The sequence below is a fragment of the Serratia sp. CoH_134_PS_4 genome (assembly GCF_058190535.1).
Window position 1 is genome coordinate 113,078 of sequence record NZ_JBXWKI010000008.1, and the last position, 24,315, is coordinate 137,392.

At 52.7% G+C, this 24,315-nt stretch carries 26 protein-coding genes; 13 read left to right on the forward strand and 13 right to left on the reverse strand.

Going from position 1 to position 24,315, the window contains the following annotated elements; genetic code table 11:
* Positions 1-67: 67 nt before the first annotated feature.
* Complete coding sequence (locus tag AC2FCQ_RS14345; RefSeq protein WP_490653052.1) at positions 68-241, reverse strand: hypothetical protein; 174 nt, start codon at positions 239-241, stop codon at positions 68-70.
* Between the two features lie 18 nt (positions 242-259).
* Positions 260-931, reverse strand: coding sequence for a CsgG/HfaB family protein (locus tag AC2FCQ_RS14350; protein WP_061806966.1), 672 nt, complete (start codon positions 929-931; stop codon positions 260-262).
* Positions 932-1,396: 465 nt separating this feature from the next.
* Here AC2FCQ_RS14350 and AC2FCQ_RS14355 point away from each other — a divergent pair, with 465 nt between their 5' ends.
* Complete coding sequence (locus AC2FCQ_RS14355) at positions 1,397-2,320, forward strand: bifunctional helix-turn-helix transcriptional regulator/GNAT family N-acetyltransferase (RefSeq protein WP_490308555.1); 924 nt, start codon at positions 1,397-1,399, stop codon at positions 2,318-2,320.
* Positions 2,321-2,344: 24 nt separating this feature from the next.
* On the opposite strand, the gene dapF is transcribed toward AC2FCQ_RS14355, so the two are convergent.
* The 3 genes from dapF to bhsA (AC2FCQ_RS14370) form a co-directional block, all read right to left on the reverse strand.
* Entirely contained in the window at positions 2,345-3,202 is an 858-nt protein-coding gene (gene dapF, locus AC2FCQ_RS14360) for a diaminopimelate epimerase (protein WP_265556282.1), read from the reverse strand.
* Positions 3,203-3,321: 119 nt separating this feature from the next.
* Entirely contained in the window at positions 3,322-3,579 is a 258-nt protein-coding gene (gene bhsA, locus AC2FCQ_RS14365; protein WP_037425152.1) for a multiple stress resistance protein BhsA, read from the reverse strand.
* 204 nt (positions 3,580-3,783) lie between these two features.
* Positions 3,784-4,041, reverse strand: coding sequence for a multiple stress resistance protein BhsA (gene bhsA / locus AC2FCQ_RS14370; protein WP_490308554.1), 258 nt, complete (start codon positions 4,039-4,041; stop codon positions 3,784-3,786).
* A 175-nt stretch (positions 4,042-4,216) separates the two neighbouring features.
* Between bhsA (AC2FCQ_RS14370) and AC2FCQ_RS14375 the strand changes: the two genes are divergently transcribed.
* Positions 4,217-4,861 (forward strand): TetR/AcrR family transcriptional regulator, encoded by a 645-nt coding sequence (locus AC2FCQ_RS14375; RefSeq protein ID WP_209632267.1) that lies wholly within the window; start codon positions 4,217-4,219, stop codon positions 4,859-4,861.
* 59 nt (positions 4,862-4,920) lie between these two features.
* Here the strand turns inward: AC2FCQ_RS14375 and AC2FCQ_RS14380 are convergent, their stop codons facing one another.
* From AC2FCQ_RS14380 to AC2FCQ_RS14400, 5 genes are all read right to left on the reverse strand, one after another.
* Positions 4,921-5,742, reverse strand: coding sequence for a MetQ/NlpA family ABC transporter substrate-binding protein (locus tag AC2FCQ_RS14380; protein ID WP_404760098.1), 822 nt, complete (start codon positions 5,740-5,742; stop codon positions 4,921-4,923).
* 17 nt (positions 5,743-5,759) lie between these two features.
* Positions 5,760-6,428, reverse strand: a complete 669-nt coding sequence (locus tag AC2FCQ_RS14385) for a methionine ABC transporter permease (protein ID WP_209632268.1) — start codon at positions 6,426-6,428, stop codon at positions 5,760-5,762.
* Positions 6,421-7,446, reverse strand: a complete 1,026-nt coding sequence (locus AC2FCQ_RS14390) for a methionine ABC transporter ATP-binding protein (RefSeq protein WP_209632269.1) — start codon at positions 7,444-7,446, stop codon at positions 6,421-6,423. The genes AC2FCQ_RS14385 and AC2FCQ_RS14390 overlap by 8 nt, the downstream gene beginning before the upstream one ends.
* Positions 7,447-7,696: 250 nt before the next feature.
* Complete coding sequence (locus AC2FCQ_RS14395; protein ID WP_061806970.1) at positions 7,697-8,140, reverse strand: acetyltransferase; 444 nt, start codon at positions 8,138-8,140, stop codon at positions 7,697-7,699.
* 29 nt (positions 8,141-8,169) lie between these two features.
* On the reverse strand, positions 8,170-9,060 hold the full coding sequence (locus AC2FCQ_RS14400) for a LysR family transcriptional regulator (RefSeq protein ID WP_209632270.1): 891 nt from the start codon (positions 9,058-9,060) through the stop codon (positions 8,170-8,172).
* A gap of 120 nt (positions 9,061-9,180) precedes the next feature.
* Here AC2FCQ_RS14400 and AC2FCQ_RS14405 point away from each other — a divergent pair, with 120 nt between their 5' ends.
* From AC2FCQ_RS14405 to trpS, 5 genes are all read left to right on the forward strand, one after another.
* Positions 9,181-10,161, forward strand: coding sequence for a quinone oxidoreductase family protein (locus AC2FCQ_RS14405; RefSeq protein WP_490308553.1), 981 nt, complete (start codon positions 9,181-9,183; stop codon positions 10,159-10,161).
* Between the two features lie 57 nt (positions 10,162-10,218).
* Entirely contained in the window at positions 10,219-11,091 is an 873-nt protein-coding gene (locus AC2FCQ_RS14410) for an oxygenase MpaB family protein (protein WP_490308552.1), read from the forward strand.
* A 165-nt stretch (positions 11,092-11,256) separates the two neighbouring features.
* Complete coding sequence (locus tag AC2FCQ_RS14415) at positions 11,257-12,360, forward strand: suppressor of fused domain protein (RefSeq protein WP_404760094.1); 1,104 nt, start codon at positions 11,257-11,259, stop codon at positions 12,358-12,360.
* A gap of 27 nt (positions 12,361-12,387) precedes the next feature.
* On the forward strand, positions 12,388-12,915 hold the full coding sequence (locus tag AC2FCQ_RS14420) for a cysteine hydrolase family protein (protein ID WP_209632274.1): 528 nt from the start codon (positions 12,388-12,390) through the stop codon (positions 12,913-12,915).
* A 220-nt stretch (positions 12,916-13,135) separates the two neighbouring features.
* Positions 13,136-14,143 (forward strand): tryptophan--tRNA ligase, encoded by a 1,008-nt coding sequence (gene trpS / locus AC2FCQ_RS14425; protein ID WP_209632275.1) that lies wholly within the window; start codon positions 13,136-13,138, stop codon positions 14,141-14,143.
* A gap of 30 nt (positions 14,144-14,173) precedes the next feature.
* Here trpS and AC2FCQ_RS14430 read toward each other — a convergent pair whose 3' ends face one another.
* Both AC2FCQ_RS14430 and AC2FCQ_RS14435 read right to left on the reverse strand, forming a co-directional pair.
* A complete protein-coding gene (locus tag AC2FCQ_RS14430) occupies positions 14,174-15,532 on the reverse strand; it encodes an MFS transporter (protein WP_490308550.1) in 1,359 nt (452 codons plus the stop codon).
* A 225-nt stretch (positions 15,533-15,757) separates the two neighbouring features.
* Entirely contained in the window at positions 15,758-16,663 is a 906-nt protein-coding gene (locus AC2FCQ_RS14435; RefSeq protein WP_490308549.1) for a GntR family transcriptional regulator, read from the reverse strand.
* Between the two features lie 139 nt (positions 16,664-16,802).
* Between AC2FCQ_RS14435 and AC2FCQ_RS14440 the strand changes: the two genes are divergently transcribed.
* From AC2FCQ_RS14440 to AC2FCQ_RS14465, 6 genes are all read left to right on the forward strand, one after another.
* Positions 16,803-17,825 carry a zinc-binding alcohol dehydrogenase family protein gene (locus AC2FCQ_RS14440; RefSeq protein ID WP_265556289.1) on the forward strand — a complete coding sequence of 341 codons (1,023 nt, stop codon included), beginning with the start codon at positions 16,803-16,805 and terminating at the stop codon, positions 17,823-17,825.
* Positions 17,826-17,947: 122 nt separating this feature from the next.
* On the forward strand, positions 17,948-18,781 hold the full coding sequence (phnC, locus tag AC2FCQ_RS14445) for a phosphonate ABC transporter ATP-binding protein (protein WP_209632279.1): 834 nt from the start codon (positions 17,948-17,950) through the stop codon (positions 18,779-18,781).
* A 47-nt stretch (positions 18,782-18,828) separates the two neighbouring features.
* Positions 18,829-19,761, forward strand: a complete 933-nt coding sequence (phnD, locus tag AC2FCQ_RS14450) for a phosphonate ABC transporter substrate-binding protein (protein WP_209632280.1) — start codon at positions 18,829-18,831, stop codon at positions 19,759-19,761.
* A gap of 184 nt (positions 19,762-19,945) precedes the next feature.
* The gene (gene phnE, locus AC2FCQ_RS14455) at positions 19,946-20,809 is read left to right on the forward strand and encodes a phosphonate ABC transporter, permease protein PhnE (RefSeq protein WP_209634123.1); all 864 of its coding nucleotides are present in this window, start codon (positions 19,946-19,948) and stop codon (positions 20,807-20,809) included.
* Complete coding sequence (gene phnE, locus AC2FCQ_RS14460) at positions 20,806-21,705, forward strand: phosphonate ABC transporter, permease protein PhnE (protein ID WP_209632281.1); 900 nt, start codon at positions 20,806-20,808, stop codon at positions 21,703-21,705. Before phnE (AC2FCQ_RS14455) ends, phnE (AC2FCQ_RS14460) begins: the two co-directional genes overlap by 4 nt.
* Positions 21,706-21,940: 235 nt before the next feature.
* Complete coding sequence (locus AC2FCQ_RS14465) at positions 21,941-22,405, forward strand: YehS family protein (RefSeq protein ID WP_209632282.1); 465 nt, start codon at positions 21,941-21,943, stop codon at positions 22,403-22,405.
* A gap of 122 nt (positions 22,406-22,527) precedes the next feature.
* On the opposite strand, the gene AC2FCQ_RS14470 is transcribed toward AC2FCQ_RS14465, so the two are convergent.
* Entirely contained in the window at positions 22,528-24,174 is a 1,647-nt protein-coding gene (locus tag AC2FCQ_RS14470) for a methyl-accepting chemotaxis protein (RefSeq protein ID WP_209632283.1), read from the reverse strand.
* Positions 24,175-24,315: the final 141 nt, after the last annotated feature.

The following is a 24,315-nucleotide window of genomic DNA, read 5'->3' on the forward strand; positions in this document are numbered from 1 at the left end:
TAAGGTCATTATTCTTATCTTATCCGTTTTACTTTATTGGCTGTTTTTTAACTGATTAATTCTTTATTTAACCTAAATCCTTTAGTGTCAAAATCTGTTGCTCAGGGCTGAGGCCATCCTGCTGGTAATATTGATAAATCGAGGTTTGGTAGCCATCCCAGTTATAGAGCGTTTTTGGCGCGGCACAGCCGGCCAGCAGGGTTGCTGCAACCAGCACCCCACCCATTCTTTTAGTTATCATTTTTCTGCTTCTATTCCGTTAGTTAGCAGGGCGCCATGCGCCACTTTCGATACCGGCAACCAGGTTATTGACCGCTTCACGGACTGCCAGATCCAGAACTTTGCCGTTGAGGGTGGAATCGTAGCTGGCGGTGCCACCGAAGCCGATGATTTCACGGTTGGAGAGCTGGTACTCACCGGCACCCTGAGTGGAGTAAACCACTTCTGAGGTCTGTACGTTGACCACGTTCAGGTTGACCTTGGCATAGGCCACCTGTGTTTTACCGCGTCCCAGAATGCCCCACAGCTGGTGATCGCCCACTTCTTTGCGGCCGAACTCGGTAACATCACCGGTGATCACGTAATTGGCGCCTTTCAGCGTCTGGGTTTTGCCCTGAATGCCCGCTTCGGTTTTCAGTTCATCCATATTGGCGCGATCCAGGACGTTGAAACGACCGGTCTGCTGCAGATGAGTGATCAGGATAGTTTTGGACTGGTTACCTAAACGGTCGACACCATCAGAGAAAATGCCGTTCATATAGCTGGAACGGTTATCGAATTTGCCGACGGAGATAGGGCTGCGTTGACCTTGGTAGCTGGTGTTGTAAGACGCCACTTTTGGGACGTCCAGAGAACGCGAGGATTCTGTGGCACACCCGGCCAGCAGGCTGACAGAAAGGGCGACTGAACAGATAACGAGTGATTTATTCATTGAGGTGCAATCTCTCCATGATGATAAAACAGCGCAAGACAAACCGCCTTACGCCCAGGGTTTAAACAGGCGGGGGAATCACTGCGACTATTTAAACGCCGTGATCCTGCCATGGATGTGTAACAAAATACAACTTAATATCGACATATTGGTTGTCATCGTAATTTTAATAACTCATTTAAATACAATGAATTGAGTAAGGTCATTATTCTTATCTTATCCGTTTTACTTTATTGGCTGTTTTTTAACTGATTAATTCTTTATTTAACCTAAATTAATTGGCTTTTTATTTTTTCAATTTAGCTAAATGAAGAAGGTAATTCTGCTGACGCTATCCTCTGGCCCTTGCCGTCGTGCCTGATCGATATTTATCCCCGAACAAATATCCGTTATGGTAGTGAAAATTAGATAACACTATCAACTAAGCGGTGGGTTTCACTGCCCGCCGAGACAGGAAGATTGACTATGGACATCAGAGATTTCAGGGCATTGTCACGCAGTCTGGTCAGAGAGCTGGGCATGTTGAATAAACAAAGTAATGGGACGCGTTTTTCGCCGTTGCAGATCCACATTCTTATTGAGATCAGCACGTTGCCGCTGGGCGTTACCTGCCTGGCAACCCGGCTGTGTATTGATAAGGCCAGTGCCAGCCGCGCAGTGCGCAGTCTGGTTGCTGCCGGCATGATTGAGGCCGTGGATTATCCCCATGATAAACGGCATAACCTGAACCAACTCACCAAACTGGGGCGCAAAACGCTGGCGTCGATTGATGCCAATGCCGACGGTTTTATGCAGGACGCCTTGGCACAGCTGGACGACGATGAGCTGGCAGACACGACCGCGACGATGAAAAAGATGGCTGCGGCATTACGCAGTGCTCGTAAACAGCGTGATGCCGCTTTACGGGTTCGCCCGATAACCGAGGCAGATGATGCAGCGATGGCGGGTATTATTTGCGCCGTATTCCGTGAATACGGCATGGACAAAATGGACGGTGTAAGCCTGCACGATCCCGATCTGGATCGTTTGACGGGCGTTTACCGGGATAACGGTGGCAAGTATTGGGTGCTGGAACAAGAGGGGGAAGTGGTTGGCGGGGTTGGCATCGCACCTTTGGCGGGGGGAGATGTGGGTTACTGTGAGTTGCAAAAGCTGTTTTTCAAACCCAGCGTACGTGGGTTGGGTATGGCGCGCTATATGGTGGTACAGGCGCTGAAAGCCGCGCGAGCAGCAGGGTTCCGTTATTGCTATCTGGAAACCACGGAACAACTGAAGGAAGCACTGGGATTATATCATGCGCTGGGTTTCACCTTGTTGACGGAGAAACGCGGTAACACGGGCCATCACGGCTGCAATATCTATATGCTCAAGAACCTGCAAAGCGACTGATGTTCGCATTATCCGTAACGTGTTTCAGCGCAGTGCATTTTCGCCGCCGACAAAGCAGTCTTCGTCCAGCGTCACGCTGGCGATTTTATGCACCGGCCCGAGCATGGTGACGTCAAAGTCGTCGCTGATCCCAATCTGTAGCTGGCCGCCGGGCATATGTACGCTAACTTTATCGCCAACCTGATTCAGTTTGCGCATCACGCTGGCGGCGGCACAACTGCTGCTGCCAGAGGCCATGGTAAACCCGGCGCCACGTTCCCAAATGCCGATGCGCAGCGTATTGCGATCTATCACTTCCACCAATTGCACGTTGGTTCGCTTGGGAAACAGCGGATGATGTTCGATCTGTGGCCCCAGTCGGTGAACCTGAGCCAGATCAAGCCGGGCGACGGGAACCACGCAGTGCGGGTTGCCCATCGACACCAAAGAAACCTTGACGCTTTCGTCAGCTAATTGCAGCGGGTAGTTGAGAACTTCAGGCAAGTCGATCAGTGCCGGCAAGGCTGCCGGTGCAAAATTGGCTCGGCCCATTTCCACTCGAACCTGGTGTTTATCCTCGCTGACCTGGCAGCGTACGTCGCCGCCTGCAGTGTGTACCAAAAACGGCAGGTGGCTGACGCGACCAATATCGAAAAGATAACGGGCGTAAATACGCAGGCCATTGCCACTTTTTTCCGCTTCGGAACCGTCCGGATTAATAATGCGCAGCGTAGGATTTATGCGGTCTCCGCTGTCTATGAGCAAACCGTCCGAGCCTATACCGTAATGGCGATGGCACAGTATACGTATCTGTTGGTCAGTCAGCCGTGCGGCAACTGAATGATGACATACCAAATAGTCATTACCCAGGCCCTGATATTTGTGGAATAGCAATGGTGTCATGGACGTTGTTGGGAGGTTGTTATGGGGGCGTGTTTACAGACTACAACAGATCTTGAAAGCAGGGGGAAAAAACAAAAGGCGGCCAAGGCCGCCTCTTTGCACAATTGCCGAATCAGCAATTAATTGTAGATGATCGCAGTACCGTGCAGTTTGTTGTCGCCGGTTGTTGAGATGATCTGGAATGATTTAGCGCCGGCTTCATCTGCTTTGGCTGCCAGCTTGTTTTCCAGGCTGGTCAGGTCGGAAGCACCACTGACGGTAACCACCCCGACTTTTTGCAGATCTGTCGGTTGAGCGTTAACCAGGTCGGCGGCGAAGCTGCCGAAAGAGGCAGAAGCAAGTGCGATAGCAGCGATGGTGATTTTCAGGTTTTTCATGGTCTTATTTCCTATCTCAATATTCTGTACGATGTTTTTTCGTTGGGTCGTTAAATTAGTTAACGATCGATAATTTAATGTTAGACGCCTGTTCGGCGATTTGCAACTATTTTTTTAATGTTCGTTAATTAATTTTTTTTTAGGCTTCTTCCGCCAAGAGGTCGGTTACGATCGTCTTGGCAGTGAATTACGTCTAACTTGCTGTTATTGATAGATTACTGCGGTTCCGTGAAGTTGGTTATTACCCCCGGCACCAATGATGCGGAATGATTTAGCGCCAGCTGCATCCGCTTTGGCCGCCAAACTGGCTTCCAGTGAGCTGAGATCGGAAGCGCCGCTGACGGTAATCACACCGGATTTTTGCTGATCCGCCGGCTGGTTATGGACCAGGTCAGCGGCGAAGCTACCGAAAGAAACCGAGGCCAGAGCAAGAGCTGTAAGAGTCATTTTTAAGTTTTTCATGATGTTATTTCCTATTCTAGGTGCGTAAACTGGGTTGATTACTCTGTGTCGTTATGATTACTTAACGATCGATAATTAAATGTTAATCGCTTCTCGACGGGAGCGCAATATTTTTTTATAATGATCGTTAATTTAATTCGTAAGCCCTGCTGCGGGGCAGGATAAGAGAGGGTCTATGAGTATCAATGAAGACGTCTGTGCCAAAAAAACGCGTGGCAGACCGAAACAGTTTGATCGTGACCGTGCGCTCGATAGCGCACTCGATCTATTCTGGCGGCATGGTTATGAATCGACGTCGCTGTCCGATCTGGTTGAAGTGACCGGGGCCAAAGCGCCGACGCTCTATGCGGAGTTCGGCAACAAAGAAGGGCTGTTCCGCGCGGCAGTGGAACGTTATCTGCAAAAATACACCACTTGCACCAATCAGCTGTTGGAGCGGGATCTGCCGGTCGCTGAAATCGTTGAAGCCTATGTGCGTTCTTCGGCTGAAGTATTTACCGACCCGGATACGCCTTCCGGCTGCTTTATGGTGTGTGCGTCTGCGGCACTGTCGTCGTCGTCTGATGACGTCGCCGAGATGCTGCGTAAAAAACATCATTCGAATGAAGCCAGCCTGCGCGCGTGCTTTGACCGCAAGGTGCAGCAGGGGGAGTTGTTGGCGAAAACCGATACCGCGTTGTTGGCCAAATATATCGTTTGTACTGTCGAAGGGATGTCCGTTCAGGCGCGTGAAGGGGCAAGCCGTGAGGATTTATTCCGTTTGCTGGATGCATTGATGCTGGTGTGGCCGCGCCTGAGTCAGGTGGGCAATAAAGTCTAGGGCAGGGCGGGTGTCATTCAACAAGGCGAAAGGCCGCATTACTGCGGCCTTTGTGTGTATTACTGGTTAACGGGGATCACGGCGCCTTGGTATTTTTGGCGGATGAAGTCCTGAATCGCTTTGGAATGCAGCACGTTTACCAGTGCCACAATCTCTGGTTTGTTAACGTCGGCTTTATGTACGGTGATGATGTTGGCATAAGGATTGTTTTCACCGCTTTCGACCGCGATTGGATCTTTGGTCGGATTCAGCCCGGCATCGATGGCGTAGTTGGCGTTAATCACTACCGCATCCCCTTCATCGTTGTTGTACATCTGCGGCAGCAGCGCCCCTTCCACGTTTGCCAGGAACTTCAGATGTTTTGGGTTTTCCACCACGTCGGAGATACGCGCATCCACCTTGCTCACGCCCGGCTTCAGCTTAATCACGCCTTCCTTCTCAAAGATTGACAGAATTCGCCCCTCTTCTGCCACGGCGTCACGCATGATGATTTTGCCGTTGTCTGGCAGATCCTTCAGGCTTTTATACTTCTTGGAGTAGATGCCGATAGGTTCGATATGGATGGCACCGGCGCTGACAAAGTCGTAGCTTTTATCACCGGCATGGTCCTTCAGCACCGAATTCAGATAAGGCACATGCTGGAAATAGTTGGCGTCAATGTCGTGGCTGGCCAGCGCGGTGTTTGGCAGGATGTAATCCTGGAAAGGTTTGATCACCAGATCAATGCCTTCCTTCGCCAAAATCGGCTTCGCTTGCTCGAGGATTTCCGCGTGGGGCACATTGGATGCGCCGACCACCAGCTTGGTTTCCGCCGCTGCACCAAAAGACGCCAGTGCGGTCAGAGAGGCGAAAGCCAGCATCATCATTTGCTTTTTCATCATCATTATTCCCTGGTTATTTATCGTTTATCGAGCGTTGTTGTAATGGTGTCGCCGATGAATTGGATAACGAAAACGATCAGCAGGATCGTCAGCGTTGCCACCAGCGTTACGTCACCGTGATTGCGTTGAAAACCTTCCAGATAGGCCAAATTACCCAGACCGCCTGCACCAATCACCCCTGCCATCGCGGTATAGCTCACCAGCGCTATCAGTGTGACGGTAATGCCGGAAACCAATGCCGGAGAGGATTCCGGCAGCAGCACGCGGAAGATAATGGTGCTGGTTTTAGCGCCCATGGAGCGGGCCGCTTCGACGACCCCTTTATCCACTTCGCGCAGGCCAATCTCAACCAGCCGCGCGTAGAATGGCGCTGCGCCAACAATCAGCGCCGGCAGCGCAGCATCGGCCCCCAAAATGGTACCGATCAGCGTCTTGGTAAATGGGATCAGCAACACGATTAAAATGATGAATGGGATAGAGCGGAACACGTTGACCAGTACTGAGATTAGCGAGTAGACGACGCGGTTTTGCAGCAGTTGCCCACGAGAGGTCAGGAACAAAAGCACGCCCAATACAATCCCAAGCACCAGCGTTGCCAACCCGGCAATGCCCGTCATGTACAGCGTTTCCCAGGTGGCGCTCAGCAGTTGGTCAATACGCAGGTGAGGGAACAGTGATTCAATCATGTTTAATGACCTCAACGGCGATTTCTTGTGTCTTCAGTAAGTTCAACATGCTGTCGATTTGCAGACAGTTGCCTTCGGCGTGGATATACAGCTCGCCAAAGGACCCATTCAGGGTTTGGCTAATTTTGCCGTGCAGGATGTTAATGCTCACCCTGTAGCGCAGGATCACCTCTGAAATCACGGCCTGATGGGTTTGTACGCCGACAAACGTCAATTTGAAGATTGCGCCTGGCAGATGTTTAGCGAGCAGGGGATTGAAGCTTTCCTCGGTCTCCTGATACTGCGAAACCTGCCTGACGAACTGTTGGGTAATCAACTGCTGTGGACGGGTGAAAACATCGATCACTGGGCCTTCTTCGACGATGCGGCCATTTTCCATGACGGCTACGCGGTGGCAGATTTTTCGTACCACGTGCATTTCATGGGTGATCAGCACAATAGTCAGGTTGAGTTTGCGGTTGATATCCAACAGCAACTCAAGAATCGCATCGGTAGTCTGGGGATCGAGCGCCGAGGTGGCCTCATCGCACAATAAGACCCCTGGGTTATTGGCCAATGCGCGGGCAATGCCGACCCGCTGTTTTTGTCCGCCGCTCAGCTGTGACGGGTAGGCATCTTCACGGCCTTGCAGACCCACCAGCGCAATCAGTTCTGCCACACGCGGCTTAATCTGTGCCTTGGGCACGCCGGCAATTTGCATTGAGAACGCGATGTTCTGGCTAACGGTGCGCGACCACAACAGATTGAAGTGCTGAAACACCATACTGATTTTCAGCCGCGCCTCGCGTAACGCGTTGCCTCTGGCACCGGCGATATCGAAACCGTCGACCTGAATACTGCCACTGGTGGGGGATTCCAACCCGTTAAGCAAACGGATGAGGGTGCTTTTACCTGCACCGCTATAGCCAATAATGCCGTAGATTTGCCCGGCTTCTACCGCAAGGCTCACATCATCCACCGCGACAACGCGGCCCTGTGTGCTATCAAAAGTTTTGCAAACGTTCGAAAGAACGATCATAGAGAAGCGAATCCTTATTAATACATCACAGCATTCCGCCTGGAACGCGTAACACCGGACAGGGTTCGGTTTCTGGGGATAAGGGCAGGCGGGACGTCTGTTGCTGGTGAATACAGGGCAATCCTACCGGGGGTTGATAGTGACAGGAAGAATGTAAATTCTATTAGTTATTCTGATTTGATATATAAAATGATGAGCAGAAGTGATGGGAAAATGGCGGCCAGAACGCACGCTGACCGCTTGGAGTTATTTAACGTTTGGTCAGTTTCATGTGCAGTAACGGGAAAGGATTACCCTGACCGTCGAGCGCAGAGCGACCGGTAATTTCAAAACCGTAGTGGCGGTAAAATCCGCTGGCCTGCGGGTTTTGCTCATTGACGTCCAACTGCAATTCGTTATGCAACGATTCCGCGTGTGTCAGCAGCGCTTTACCAACGCCTTTGCCACGCTGCTCGGCATCGATAAACAGCATCTCTACCTTGTTGCCATCAAGCCCAATAAAGCCGCAAGGATGGCCTGGCCTATCTTCCGCCACCCAAACGTTGACCGAGGGCAGATAGTCGTTGAGTACCAACGGGTAAAGTTGAGCGATGTTTTCTTCAGTGAGAAAATGGTGAGTGGCGCGCACCGACCGCTGCCAAATCTCCGCCAGTTGCGCATTATCTTCCGCTGCGCGTGCTCTGATAGTGATCATAGAAATCCCCATGATTGAACCCACTTATTTTAAACGCGCCCCCACAGTTTGGCGACGGTCAGGGCGATAAAAGCTTCCAGTTTGGCTGACTGCCGCCGTTCCGGCAGATAGACCAAATGCATCGATCGCGGGTGTGGCCAATAGTCGGGTAACACCTGTATTAATCGGCCGGCGGCGATATCGTCATCCAGCAACATGTTGGCATGTAACACGACGCCAAAACCGGCTAACGCAGCGCGGCGCACCCCTTCGCCAGAGTCCATCCGCAGACGTGGCCTGACCGGCACGCTGACTTCCCCGTGTGGCCCCTGTAATCGCCAAACGTGGTTGCCCTCCCACTGGCTGAAACCGAAACAGCTGTGCGTACTAAGCTGTTCAGGCCGCGTTGGTACGCCGTGCTGTGCCAAATAGTCTGGCGAAGCTGCCAATGTCATGCGGTAATCGGGCAAGGCTCGTGCGACCAGGCCGTCATCCGCTACTGGCCCAATGCGAAACGCGGCTTCGTAACCTTCCTCAATCAAGTCCACTTTGCGATCTGATAGCACCACTTCGGCTTCTACTTCCGGGTGCTGCTGGAGGAATTCGGTCAGGATTGGCGTTAAAACGCGGTTGCCAAAGGTGACGGGGGCACTGATGCGCAGCAGGCCACTCGGGGAACTCAACAGGGCTCGTGCACTTGCTTCGGCGGCGTCGGCATCGGCCAGCAGGCGACGGCAGCGTTCATAGAACACCCGGCCGGCCTCGGTCAGCCCTTGCCGGCGGGTGGTACGGTTGAGCAGCGGTGCATTCAGCCGTTGTTCCAGGTGGCGGATATGTTTGCCTACCATGGTTGGGGAGATAGCCATCTCCTCGGCGGCGGCGACAAAACTGCCTTTTTCCACGACGCGAACAAACACCGCCATGCTGGTTAACCGGTCCATTATAAACCTCGGGTGTTTTCTGAATGCGCTGTGGGCCACTGTGCTTGATTATAGCGCTTTGCGATAATCATTCTATCGACCGTCAGTGCGTTATTGGCGGAAATTTCCCGGAGCAGCAACATGCATGCATTAGCGTTTGAACAATTTGGCGGGCCAGACGTGCTCGAATACCTTGAACTGCCGACGCCTGCGGTACCGGCGGGTGCTGTCCAGGTGCGAATGGGGGCTGCCGGGTTGAATTTTGCTGACATCTACCGTCGCAAGGGCAATTACGTGCTGCACGGCAATCCGCCACATATTGGCGGTTACGAAGGTGTGGGCACCATTATTGCCGTGGGTGAGGGTGTCGAAGGTTGGCAGATCGGCGAGCGAATCGGTTTTGCCGATGTGCCTTTCTGCCATGCTACGCGCATCAATGTGCCGGTAGAACATGCATTACGGCTGCCGCAGGCGCTAAGCGACGTAGAAGCCGCGTCTATTTTGTTGCAGGGACTCACGGCGCAGTATCTGATAAATGACAGCGTGCAGGTTAAGGCAGGCGATCGCGCGCTGGTGCATGCAGCGGCGGGGGGCGTTGGGCAGATCCTGACTCGCATGCTGGTTGCACGCGGCGCGCAGGTTTACGCCCTGGTGTCTTCAGCACATAAGCAACAGATTGCGATGAATAACGGCGCAGCGGCGGCCTTCACCTATCAGCAAGACTGGGTTGCACAAATTGCCGCATTGAGCGACGGCGGCGTGGAGTACGGTTTTGACTCGGTGGGTATCACGTTGCAACAGAGCATTGACGCACTGCGCCCCGGTGGCCGAGTGGTGACTTTTGGCATGGCGGGCGGCGAGGCACCGGCAATTTCGGCTTACAGCTTGATGATGGACTCCAAAGGCGTGGTCGGTGGCGATCTTTGGACATATCTCAACAGTGGCGAAGCGCGGCGTGAACGTGCCGAGCGCTTGTTCAGCAGTTGGCAGAACGGCGAATTTGCTGTGCCGCATATCGAAACCTTCCCACTGAGCGACGGGGCCGCGGCTCATCGCCGTCTGGAGGACCGTAGCTTTGCCGGCAAAATTGTCTTGCTCAACGATCGCGACCCGCAGAGTTAAAAGCGCCTCCCCACGACGTGCTACACTGACCGCCGAAACGTAAGCGGGGTCAGCGGAATGGAAGTCATACGCGCAGCAATAGAAAAGCAGGTAATCAGTCTGACCGGGCTGGCACTCGGCGGTATCGATTTTGAGAATCCGCCGGGCGATCCGGGCCTGTTTGGGCCACAGTCGGTCATCTGGCGGGTGCACAGTGATTTCACCTCAATGCTGTGCGGCGGCGTCAGCGCCTTATTGTTGCAGATGCTGCACCCCTTGGCGCTGGCCGGGGTGTGGGATCATTCCAACTTCCGTGACGATATGCTTGGACGTTTGCGCCGCACCAGCCAGTTTGTTTCCGTCACCACCTTTGGCCCTACCGCAGAGGCCGAACGGCTGATCGCCAAAGTGAAAGCGATTCATCTGAAGGTCAACGGAATTAGCAGCGATGGCAGGCCCTATGCCGCCAGCGATCCTGACTTGCTCACGTGGGTACACGTGGTGGAAAGCAGCTGCTTTTTGGCCAGCCATTTGCGCTACCGCAACCCTCATCTTCCTCGCGATCAGCAAGACCGTTATTACGGTGAAACGGCGCGCGTAGCCGCTGCCTTGGGTGCACGCGATATTCCAACCACCTGTGTGGCGGTGGAGGACTACCTGCAACGGATGCGGCCTCAGTTGGTGTGCGATGAACGCACGCGGGAAGTGGCGCGCATTCTGCTGGCCGCCCCGGCACCGAGCACGCTGGCACGGCCTTTTGGTGCCCTGGTGATGCAGGCAGGCATCGATCTATTGCCGGATTGGGCGCAACGGCAGTTTGGTTTTGAACCCGGTGTATTGCGCCAGCGGTTGGTGCGCGTCGGTACCGCGGGCGTCGGTAAAGTGCTGCGGTCCTCAATGCGCAACGGGTCCTATCAGCGAGCATTACGCCGAATTGGCCGGTCTGTCTGAGCCATCACACCCTATAATTGTCATCAAGAATCCCAGGTTTAGGACCACTTTTGAGACTTTTACGGGTGATCCGGCCGTTAATGCGCTTTACACTGGGCATAAGCCAATTTCCATTTTATTTAGCGTGCAGCAATTATTCTGCACCTCGACCCTATTTGAGGTTATATGAACGAGTCACACGTACTTGCTGAAGTCAGTAATGAGAACCAGACGCTGGTGGCGGTGGTTCAGCAAGATCATCGGGCTGCCTATTTTTATATTTATCCCTCAGAACAAGAAAGCGAACGTTTTCAGGTGCGTGCGTGCTGGTTACGTAACCTGGCGGCGGCCCCGCAGCAAGAAGACAGCGCAGCGCTGGCGCTGGGTCAGCCACCGATGCTGGCGGCCGAGTTTTGCCGTAATCTGGAAGGCGAAGCGCCATTGAATCCAGAAGGATTGATGGTGGTCTGGACAGAGAGTGATGACGGTGCGGCGCTGTGGTATTACGGTCAATTGTTGGCGGTGATCCCCGGCTGGAGTCTGTATATCGACCATTCGGTGTGTTATTCCGCCAGCTGTATCAAAGAGAGCCCGTTGGCTTATCCACTTGGCTCCGCGTCGACCAATACTCAGTATGCGCTGGCGGAAAATACCCGTCAGTTCTGGCGTAGCTGGCAGCGTGAAGAAGGCAATCCGTGGCCAAAAATGCAGAGCGATTATCAGGCGCGTTACGAGCAGCATTTTGGCCCTTCGGTGAAATACTATGCCATCGATCAGGGCAAATGGCCGCCGATGGCCATTACTCAGCATGAACGTGAGGGTATCTACTATTTTCTCACCATGGGCGTCAGCATCCGGCCGATGCCGTGGGTGGAAATCCTGTTTAATGACGACGCGTCCCGCTATCGCCGTATGGAAATGGGCATCGCCATCGATGGTCAATACATGAACGAAGAGAATGCGGTACAGATGGCCAGCGCATTGGCCGGGTTTGCTCATGCGCCTTGGGCGAAAATTACCTGGTTTGGTGAAGGGCATACTCTGGAGTCTGACGTCGCGCCGCAGGGTTATGAGGGCTACGTGCTGTCTTCGTCGTTTTATCCGTACAGCGAGCATCTGAGTTTGCCTAAGCAGTATGGTGACCCGGTCAATATTTTCTGGGCCAGCCCGGTCTTTGAGGCGGAGCGTTTGTTGGCGCATGCCACGCCGAATGGGGGCCATGAGTTGGTGAATAAGCTGCGTGAGCAGGGGGTTGACCATATCTTCCGCCCGCGCCAACCGGTATGCTAACTTCCGATTCTATTCACGGGGGTTATCATGAAGTCAGCGCTGTTGATTATTGATGTGCAGAAAGGGCTGTTTACGCCGCCGCCGGCAGATGCCGAGGCCACGATCGATCGTATTAACACCTTAAGCGCCAGTGCCCGCCAGGCTGGCGTCCCGGTTATTTTCATTCAGCATCAGACCGCAGGCGATGAATTGGCTCATGGCAGTGAAGCCTGGCAGGTTGACCCGCGCTTGCAGGTGAACGACGCCGACCATCGGGTGGCAAAAACCACGCCGGACTCATTCCTGCGCACCGGGCTTGGCCCACTGTTGGTTGCCAATGGCGTGTCGCATCTGGTTATCTGCGGTTATTCCACCGAGTTTTGCGTAGATACCACCACCCGCCGCGCGGCAGGATTGGGGTATCCCGTTACCCTGGCGGCCGATGCGCATACCAGCCATGACAAAGCGCATGCCACCGGCCAGCAGATTCGCGATCATCACAATGCCACCCTGTCTGGCATCAAAAGTTTCGGCGTACTGATCGACGCACTGCCGACGGCAGAAATTCGTTTCTGACTGCTTTTAAGCTCCCTGGCATGCTTCGGTTATTGACAACATTTATACCGGGGCGTACCGTAAAAACATGAATATACCGATGCACTCTACTTGCAGCCAGTCCTGGTGGCGCCTCTTCTAAAGGCGGCACGGGTATTCACACCTCTTTTAAATGCCGCCGGTTCTGGCGGCATTTTTATTGCGTTGATCCGGTGGTGTCTTTACTTTCAGGAGCAATGCAATGAGCTACACCATTCTGACCGGCGACCGCCCAACCGGATCTCTACATTTAGGCCACTATGTCGGATCGCTGCGCCAACGCGTTGAGCTGCAACATCAGCATCAGCAAACGGTATTGGTAGCCGATTTACAGGGGCTGACCGATAACGGCAGCGATCCGCAAAAAATCAGCACCAACGTGCTTAATCTGGTGGCTGATTACCTGGCTGTCGGTATCGACCCGCACAAAACCACGATTTGCCTGCAATCTGCACTGCCGGCGCTGGCCGAATTAACGATGTATTACCTCAATCTGGTCAGCGTGGCGCGGCTGGAACGCAACCCGACAGTAAAAAGTGAAATTATCGAAAAAGACTTTTCCCGTAGCCTGCCCGCGGGCTTTCTGGTTTATCCGGTCAGTCAGGCGGCAGATATCACGGCTTTTGGCGCCACCCATGTTCCCGTCGGCGAAGATCAACTGCCTATGCTGGAGCAGACCAACGAAATTGTGCGGCGTTTCAATCGTATTGTCGGCCGAGCGGTATTGACGGAATGCCAGCCTTTGCTGAGTAATGTGAGCCGCCTGCCGGGCTTGGACGGGCAGGGCAAGATGTCAAAATCGCGTGGCAATACCATCACCCTGGGTGCCGATGCCGACCAGGTGCATAAGGCGGTAATGAGCATGTTTACCGATCCAGGCCACCTGAACGTCAAGGATCCTGGCCGGGTTGAAGGCAATATGGTGTTCACCTACCTGGATGCTTTCTGTGAAGATACGGCGTTGGTGGCAGAGCTGAAAGCGCATTACCGCCGTGGTGGGTTGGGGGACATGAAAATCAAACGCCTGTTGGAAGATTGTCTGCAAAGCCTGCTGGAGCCGATCCGCACCCGACGCGCAGAATACATGGCCGACAAGGGGGAGTTGCTGCGCATTCTGCAACAGGGCACCCAACGTGCCGACCAGGCCAGCCGACAAACGCTGGGACAGGTGAAGGCCGCGTTGGGGCTGGATTTCTTTACGCTGAATTGAACATTCCCCCCTCGACAATAAGAGGGGGGGTCAGGCTGCCTCCTCAACAATCGGGTGTTTAACCACGAAGATATAAGACAGTGCACCGATGACGGTGAAGCAGGAACACAGCGTGAGCGCCAGACTGAAAGAGTGAGTGGTATCCAGGATCCAGCCGGTGACGACCGGCGCGAACGAGGCAAAGATAAAGCTGGCGAAGTTTTGAATGCTACCCACTGAGGCGGTCATACGTGAAGTGACCGCGACGTGGATCAGGCCCCAGCAGGAGGTACCGGCAAAGTGGATGCAGAACAGCGCCATGCCGATTAATAACACCGCACTGTAGGTCGTGGTGGCTTGAGCAACGACGGCGGTAAAGGAAGCGGAAAGCAGCATGCCTGCGACGATGCATATTTTACGGCTTTTAAGCGGAACCATGCCGCGGCGCACCAGAAAATCGGTGACGAAACCATTCGACAACATACCGGCGGCACCAAACAGAAAAGGGATGGCACTCATCAGCCCGGTGCTTTTTAGATCCAGATGATAGGTGGTTTGCAGATAGCCCGGCAGCCAGGCCAGGTATAGCCAAGCGGTATAGTTGATGCCGCTAAAGCCAATCATCATGCCCCACATGGTGCGGTTCCTGAATAGCGCCCGCCATTCGCGGAAGTTCATCGGCTCAGGCCGTGTTCTGACGCTGCCGGCGTTCAGATAGGCCTGTTCTTGAGCGCTCAGACTGACGTCCTGTCGGTTGCGGTACAACATGTACCAGCCTATCGACAGTGCGATCCCCAGCACGCCGATAGTGATAAACATGCCGCGCCAGCCGAAGGCCAACATCATGGCTGTCAGGATCGGCGGGCTCACAGCCAGCCCAATGGTTGAGGCGGCATTGAAAATCCCCATGGGCATACCGCGATCTTTGATGTTGAACCAGTCATTGATCACTTTCACCCCACAGGGGTTCATCGGCGCTTCACCTATCCCCAACCCGATACGCACCCAGATAAACTGCGTGAAGTTATGGATCATGCCGGACAGCGTTTGGAACACCGACCAGACAAACATGCCAATGCCCAGCATGATACGCGGGCCTTTTCGGTCCAGTAAGAGGCCGCAGGGCAACTGGGCGATACCGTAGGCCAAGGAAAATGCCGATAGCAGTAAACCAATTTCGGTCCCGCTCAGGCCCATTTCTTCCCGGATGGTGGAGTTCGCCACTGAGAGCGAACTGCGGTCAAGAAAGTTTATTATTGCGGCCATAAATAACAGGATCATGGCCGTGGTTTGAATTTTTTTTATTTTTGCTGAGCGAACCAGCATTCCTTCAGGTGGCATCGGAATTATGTGGTCGGAATAGGTTTCGGGCTGTTCCTTTCCGGTAGTTATCGTATTACTTCTTTCCATTCAGTCCTCCAGAATTTCGCATTAATAATATTTATTATTCCGGGTGTTCCCCTGGACAGTATTTTAATGAAGGCATTAGCAGGTGGTCGGCAGTAAGCCTAGAGGGCGAAATATTTTGGTGGGCTGTTTTGTCACGGTTCCGTGCTGCAGTTACTACTTTGCTGTTCTTTATCGGTTCTAAATGGCGTAGTGATGCTTTTTATTAATAAAAAACATCACGGTTTGTCATGGGAACGTTTGATTGATTGAACGGATCATCGACTGCTTGGCCGTATCCAGATGGCGATGCAGGCCGTTGATCGCCTCTTGATCATTGCGGCAGATAAGTGCACTGAGAATGGTCATATGTTCTTCAATCGCCACGATATTGCGTTGTTTAAGATCGGTTTCATCCCATTGATAATGGAAGTGGAAAATCACCGAAATGATCTCCAAAGATTGATTGAAGAACGGATTATTAGCGGCTGAGAGAATCAAGCCGTGAAAATCGCGATCCAATTGGGAGAACAGGCGGTAGTTGTCGCTGATGTTTTCCCGCAGCTGGCGGTGGCGGCTCAGCAGCTCTTTCGCCTGCAACCAGCGAGCATCCTGTGCCGGAAGGTTGATAAAGTGGGACAGAGCGTGCGTTTCCAGCATCTGCCGTAGTTCAAAAAGTTGCTCGGCATAGCGCTGGTCAAACTTCTTCATGCTCCATTGCCCGCGCTTGACGCTATCGATCAGATTATACCGACTAAAATGCAGCAAAAATTCCCGCACCACCACAGGACTCACGTTGACTGCACGCGATAGCTGGAGTTCGGTGAAGGTATCTCCGGCACGGAGTTGTTTCTGATTGATCATCTGATAAAACGCTTTTTCGAACCTTTGGCCTTGTTCGTCCAGAGAGGCTCTTTGGCAGTCGAAACCGTCCTCTGCTGCAGGTTGGCGCAAAATGACGTAGTCATCGCCCACCTTTTCCAGTACGCCGCGCTGGAAAAAATGCGTTAGCGTATGGCGCACCGTGGTGCGGCTGATGTTGTACATTTCGGCCAGGGCTGCCTGAGAAGGAAGCGGAGAGCGCAGGTGACCATTATTGATACCGTCGATCATCTGGTTAACGACATTGTGGCGCAGGTTTTGGGTTCTGCTCATGGTGAGTCTCGGATGTTTTTTATCTATTTAAAACCAATTTAAAGCGGTTTATTTTGTACTGCCTCACAGATTTTCTTTCCGGCTTAATATCGCAGGGGCTTTTTGTTTAATAACGTTCCCAACGATCTAAGGGGACGCCATGAAAACAATGAAGGTATTAGTGTGTGAACAGCCCAAAAAATTAATTTATCAACAACGCCAGACACCCGTACCTGCGGATACGGAGGCGGTGATAAAAATGATTACCGTCGGTATTTGTGGAACGGATATTCATGCCTGGTCTGGTCATCAGCCCTTCTTTAGCTATCCGCGGGTTTTGGGCCACGAAATATGCGGTGAAATTGTTAGCTTGGGGAATAAAACCACAGGTTGGCGACTGGGGCAGCGTGTCGCGGTAATACCGTATCTTTCGTGTCATCATTGCGGTGCTTGCCTGAGCGGCAAAACCAACTGCTGTGAGAATATTTCGGTGATTGGGGTGCATCAGGATGGTGGTTTCAGCGAATACCTCAGCGTGCCGGTAAATAATCTGCTGGCGGTGGATGACGTAGCGCCAGAGGCGGCAGCGCTTATCGAGCCGTTTGCTATCAGTGCGCACGCGGTGCGTCGTGCCACTGTGGCGCCGGGTGATCATCTGCTGGTGGTGGGGGCCGGGCCTATCGGGTTGGGGGTGGCGGCGATTGCCAAAGCCGACGGTGCACGGGTGGTGGTCGCCGATACCCGCGATGAACGGCGCCAGCATGTCGAACAAGCATTGCAACTGCCCACATTGAACCCGCTGGATGAGCGGTTTGAAACGGCATTGCGCGCGCAGTTCGGCGGTATGCTGGCGGCTAAAGTGATTGATGCGACCGGGAGCCAACAGGCAATGAATAATGCCGTTAACCTTATTCGCCACGGTGGCAGCATCATCTTTGTCGGATTGTTCAAAGGGGACCTGCAGTTCCCAGATCCTGAGTTCCATAAAAAGGAAGCCACCCTGATGGGCAGCCGCAATGCGACCGAAGAGGATTTCGTCAAAGTCGGCCGCCTGATGGCGGCAGGGAAGATCACCGCTGAAATGATGTTGTCCCATCACTTTGATTTTGACGGCCTGGCACAGGCTTACGAAGCGCAGGTGATCAACAACCCTCAGCTCATTAAGGGGGTCATTCACTTTTAATCGTCCAATCGGGAAATGGCGTTATGCGTCATTTCCTAGCCATAAAACCATCATCCCGTTGTCACAAAGTTATTCGTTAATAGGTGCCCATAATGATTAGCCACTGAAACCAGAGAAATCATATGGCTCAGGCACTGTTAAAACTTGCACCGACTGACTTTCCAGGGCAACAACCGATCCCCTCTCGCAAGGTGTTATCGGTAAAAGGCTTAGGTAAAGCGTATAAATCTCAGCAACAGGTGCTGGACGATATCAACTTCGACCTGCACGCGGGTGAGTTTGTGGCGGTGATCGGGCGTTCCGGCGCCGGTAAATCCACGTTGCTTCATACCCTGAACGGGACGATCCCTTCGAGCTGTGGTGAGATGCTGCACTTTGAAGACGACGGCATCGCGCAGGATATCGCTCAGCTTTCCGCCCGTCAGATGCGTCAGTGGCGCGCCCGTTGCGGCATGATCTTCCAGGACTTCTGCCTGGTACCGCGGTTGGATGTAATGACCAACGTGTTGTTGGGCCGTCTGAGCCACACCTCTACCCTGAAATCCTTCTTTAAAGTGTTTGATGACGCCGACCGTGCACGCGCTATCGAACTGTTGCAATGGCTCAATATGCTGCCGCATGCATTACAGCGTGCCGAGAACCTGTCAGGTGGCCAGATGCAGCGCGTGGCTATCTGTCGTGCGCTGATGCAAAACCCCAAAATTCTGCTGGCCGATGAGCCGGTGGCGTCACTCGATCCGAAAAACACCCGTCGCATTATGGATGCGCTGCAAAAAGTCAGTGAAAACGACATTGCGGTCATGGTGAACCTGCATTCGGTCGAGCTGGTGAAAGAATATTGCACCCGGGTGATCGGCATTGCCCAGGGCAAGATCGTGTTTGACGGGCACCCTTCGCAATTGAACGAACGGATACTGCACCAGTTGTATGGCGAGGACGCCAATCAGATCCATTGAGTATTTATTCACTTTTACCTTTACCTTTACACACACAAGGCATCGTAATGAAAAAAGTATTGAGTCTGACCACCCTGATGGCCGGCGCGATGATGGTCTTTAATGCGACGGCAGCGGACGCCCCTAAAGTACTGAACCTGGGGATTCTCGGCGGGCAAAACGCCACTCAGCAGATCGGTGATAACCAATGCGTGAAGCAGTTCCTGGATAAGGAACTGAACGTGGATACCAAGCTGCGCAACTCTTCTGACTATTCCGGTGTGATTCAGGGCCTGCTGGGCGGCAAGATTGACCTGGTGCTGAGCATGTCACCGTCGTCATTTGCGTCGGTGTATATCAAAGATCCGAAAGCGGTGGACATTGTCGGCATCGCGGTTGATGACGTTGATCAGTCACGCGGTTACCACTCGGTTGTGATCGTTAAAGCGGGCAGCCCGTATAAAAAACTGGAAGACCTGAAAGGTAAGGCGGTGGGGTTCGCCGACCCGGATTCCACGTCCGGCTTCCTGATCCCAAACCAGGAATTCAAGAAACTGTTCGGCGGCACGGTCGACAACAAATACAACAACACGTTCTCTAGCGTCACCTTCTCTGGCGGCCATGAGCAAGACGTTCTCGGTGTGTTGAATGGTCAGTTCGAAGGCGCAGTGACCTGGGCGTCGATGATCGGCGACTACAACACCGGTTACACCAGCGGTGCATTCACTCGCATGATCCGTATGGATCATCCAGACCTGATGAAACAGATCCGGATTATCTGGCAGTCGCCGTTGATCCCCAATGGCCCGATCCTGGTCAGCAACGCGCTGCCGGCTGAATTCAAAGCCAAAGTTGTTACTGCGATCAAGAAGCTGGATAAAGACGACCACCAGTGCTTTATCAAAGCGATGGGCGGCAAACAGCACATCGGCGACACCACGCTGGCGGAATACCAGAACATCATCGATATGAAGCGTGAGCTGACTAAAGGCGACCGTTAATACTGCCGGGGTTCGGCCTGTCTGAACCCCGTTGAATAACTCACGTCGGAAGCCAATACCCAATAGATTTCACATCGCAGGTAGGCGGCAACTGAGTGAGGCCTCAGGAGCTTGGCCTCACCAAGTGACTGGGGTGAGTGAAGGCAGTCAACACCCCTGCGATTTGAAAGATGAAGGGTATATTTTGAATAAAGATTTTGCGCACTATTACCAGCAAGTCCGCAGTAAACAAAAACGCGAGACGTTGATCTGGTCGCTCGGTCTGGTGGTGCTCTATCTGGGTGCCGGCAATATCGCCGAGTTCAATTTGCACACCGTCTGGGTGTCTATCCCTCATTTCTTTGATTACCTGGCAGAAACTATTCCAACATTGCATTGGTCGTCGCTGTTTGCCGATAGCCATACCGAAGGGTCATTTGCCTACTGGGGCTATCGACTGAACATCCAATTGCCGCTGATTTGGGAAACGTTGCAACTGGCACTGGCGGCGACCATCCTTTCCGTACTGGTGGCCGGCGTATTGGCATTTCTGGCGGCCAATAACACCCATAGCCCAGCAACGTTGCGCATGGCGATCCGTACGCTGGTGGCATTTTTGCGCACCATGCCAGAATTAGCCTGGGCGGTTATGTTTGTCATGGCCTTCGGCATCGGTGCCATTCCGGGCTTTTTGGCTTTGGCGCTGCATACTATCGGTAGCCTGACCAAACTGTTTTATGAGTCGATTGAAACGGCATCCAACAAACCCGTACGCGGTCTGGCAGCCTGCGGCGCGACGCCGCTGCAACGCATGCGTTTCGGCATGTGGCCACAGGTGAAGCCGGTATTCCTGTCTTACAGTTTTATGCGGCTGGAGGTTAACTTCCGTCAGTCGACCATTCTTGGACTCGTGGGGGCGGGCGGCATCGGTCAGGAACTGATGACCAATATCAAACTCGATCGCTATGACCAGGTCAGTATGACGCTGTTGCTGATTATCGTGGTGGTTTCGTTGCTGGATTACGCCTCCGGTGAGCTACGCAAACGGGTCGTGGAGGGGAAAAAATGATGTCAGCACCAAGCATCTCGGCTGAAAAGCTGCAGACACTCAAACAAGAACACCCAGAGATTTTCTCACAGCAACGCCGTTACCTGCGTACTGTTGGTATCATCGCTGCGGCTATCGTTTTGTATTATCTATTTTTCTTCCAGTTTTTTGGGATCTCCTGGCCGCAGTTTATTAACGGTTGCCAACAGCTCGGCCGCTACTTTATGCGTATGTTCGTTTGGCATGATTTTGTTAATTGGCCGTTTATGTACTATTTCCAGCAAATCTTCATCACTATCGGCATTGTGTTCGCCGGGACGATTACCGCGTCATTGATAGCCTTGCCGCTGTCGTTCTTTGCTGCGCGTAACGTGATGTCGACGCCATTGCTGCGGCCGCTCTCCGTGGTGGTACGTCGTCTGCTGGATATTCTGCGCGGTATCGACATGGCAATTTGGGGGCTGATTTTTGTACGCGCCGTCGGCATGGGGCCGTTGGCCGGGGTGCTCGCGATCGTGATGCAGGACGTTGGGTTACTCGGCAAGCTGTATGCTGAAGGCCATGAAGCTGTGGAGAAATCCCCAAGCCGGGGCCTGACGGCAGTCGGTGCCAACGGTCTGCAGAAACACCGTTACGGTATCTTTACCCAGTCGTTTCCCACTTTCCTGGCGCTCAGCCTGTATCAGATTGAATCCAATACCCGCTCCGCAGCGGTACTGGGGTTCGTTGGGGCAGGGGGTATTGGTCTGGTGTATGCGGAGAACATGCGCTTGTGGAACTGGGATGTCGTGATGTTCATCACCTTGATCCTGGTGGTCGTGGTGATGATTATGGATAAAGTGTCCTCGATTCTGCGTAATAAATACATCATTGGCGAAGATATTCCGCTGTATCAGCAAAAAAGCCAAATCGATTGAGAAACCCCGCTCTGATCCCTATACTGCCGCACATATTCAACTGTGCGGCGCTACCCGTCATACTTGAAGCTGCCTCTTTGTGGCTGCATTTGTGCGCCCCAGTCACATAGTTATCTATGCTCCTGGGGACTTACAAACTTGCCGCCGCGATGCAACTCCAATTATTTTGGGTATAGGTGTATTTTCATTTCACACTGCGCGCAGTTCTTCCGGTTTACAAGCTAAAGGCAATTCTATGATCAACAATGACGTGCTGCGCAGCGTGCGCTACATGCTGAGTATTAACGACGCGAAAATGGTTGAGATTATCAAATTGGATAATTTCGACGTTGCTGTCTCGGCGATGGGTGCTTACGTCATCAAGGAAGGTGAGCCCGGTTTTGAAAACTGCCCGGACGACGTCATGGCGCATTTCCTGAACGGTCTGGTGTACTTCAAGCGCGGTAAAGATGACAAATTCCCTGCGCCGGAGGTTGAACTGCCGATTACCAACAATTTGGTGTTGAAAAAGCTGCGCGTGGCGTTTGAGTTGAAAGATACCGACATGCATGAGATCTTTACCGCCGTTGATTTCCGCATCTCCAAGCCGGAACTGAGCGCGCTGTTCCGTAAAGAAGGCACCAAAAACTTCCGCCCGTGCGGCGATCAGATGCTGCGTTACTTCCTTAAAGGCTTAGCGCAACGCCTTCGCAGCGTATAATCCTGCCCTGGCTTGCCGATCCCCAGGCAAGGCAGGGGCGCTGCCTATCGCGCCCGCATTCCAACGCCAACAATCTGTTGGCGTTGTGGTTTTAAACAGACACTTAAATGCGCTTTAGTGCCTTAAAAGCTGCTCCAATTTTCATCATTATCCTCAGCAATCGCTTTTACCTTAGGTGCGACAATCGCCTGTGGCTGAATGCGAGTCACTGAAGGGGTAGGCGTAGAGAGTTTGAAAAGAGACACGGTTTGGTTTAATTGATTGGCTTGATCTTCCAGTGCGCTGGCAGCGGATGCCGATTGTTCAACCAGCGCGGCGTTCTGTTGAGTCACCTTATCCATTTCGTTAACTGCCTGCGCAATTTGCGCGATTCCACGGCTCTGCTCCTCAGACGCATTTGAGATTTCCTGCATGGTTTCTGTCACTTGACCAATGGCAGTAACAATTTCCGTCATGGCGCCACTGACGTTCTCCACCAGATCGTTGCCTTGATCGACGCGTAGCACGGAGGTGTCAATCAGTGTTTTAATCTCTTTGGCAGCCTGGGCACTGCGTTGTGCAAGGTTACGAACTTCGCCGGCAACAACGGCAAAACCGCGGCCTTGTTCACCCGCACGAGCCGCTTCGACTGCCGCATTGAGTGCCAAAATATTGGTTTGGAAGGCGATGCCGTCTATGACGCTGGTGATATCGCCAATTTTGCGTGAGCTGTCGGCAATATCGCTCATGGTGACGACCATTTTACGGGTGATCTCGCCGCCATTGACCGCACTTTGCGAAGCGCGTTTCACTAGCGAGGTGGCAGCGCCGGCACTCTCTGCGTTGTTCTTCACCGTAGCAGAGAGTTGTTCCATGCTGGCTGCCGTTTCTTCCAGTGAACTTGCCTGTTCTTCAGTACGGCTTGAAAGATCGTTGTTACCGGCGGCAATTTCTTGCACACCGGTATAAATGTTTTGCGTTCCTGCACGGACGGCACTGACCGTATTTGCCAGCTCGTTACGCATATTGACAAGACCCTGCATCAGAGTGCCAATTTCGTTATTTCCACTGGCATTGATTTTAATTGCCAAATTACCCCGTGCAATTTCGGCCTGGTAATCGATAATCTGATTAATTTTGTTCAGTACATATTTTCTGATCCAGACCAATACAGCCCCGGTCAGCAGAATAAAAATTAAAATAAACGTAAGCGATAAAGGCACCATTTGGCGGTAGCTGGCCTGTGCCGCCGCAGCTGCCGGCGTAATAATATCGTTGGCCACGTAGGCAGACGTATCGTCAAGTGCGGACATAAAGTGCGTCGCCGAGCTATTGTGCATAACGGACTGGAAACGGGTGAGATCACCGGCTTCCAGACTGATAATTAATTGAAGCAGATCGTCGCGCGCTTTGTCATACAGTGTCTTTACGTTTTTGGTCCGCTCGCGATCGCTCTGGTCAGAAAGGGGGAGCTGATAAAACTGCTCCATCAGTTTATCAACGTCTGTAAGACGTTGACGCAGTTGGCCAAGGGATTTTTTTGCATTGCTGTTTTGCGGTTGCATACTGAGCATCAGTGCGTCTTTAAGCACCTCTTCGCGGATCTCGGTAACGGATGCGTAGACATTATCCATTGCCATAATTTGATTAAAGCCAGAAGATATTTGCGTAAGGCGATTATTTGTACCTGAAGCATCCAGAATGCTCCACACGCCGGAAAATATCTGAATAATACAGAATAGGGTTAAAATTCCCATTAATCCGTGGGAGATTTTTAATCGTTCAAACATAGCACAACCTGAAAATTTCAATTGAATGTCAGTGCAGCAAATAGCGTTCTTTTGCCGCGGAAAGTGCTGTTTGTTTTCGGCAGGCTGAGATAAAACTTTAACGATTAATCATATTCTGATTCTGGCAATGTTTTTAACTTT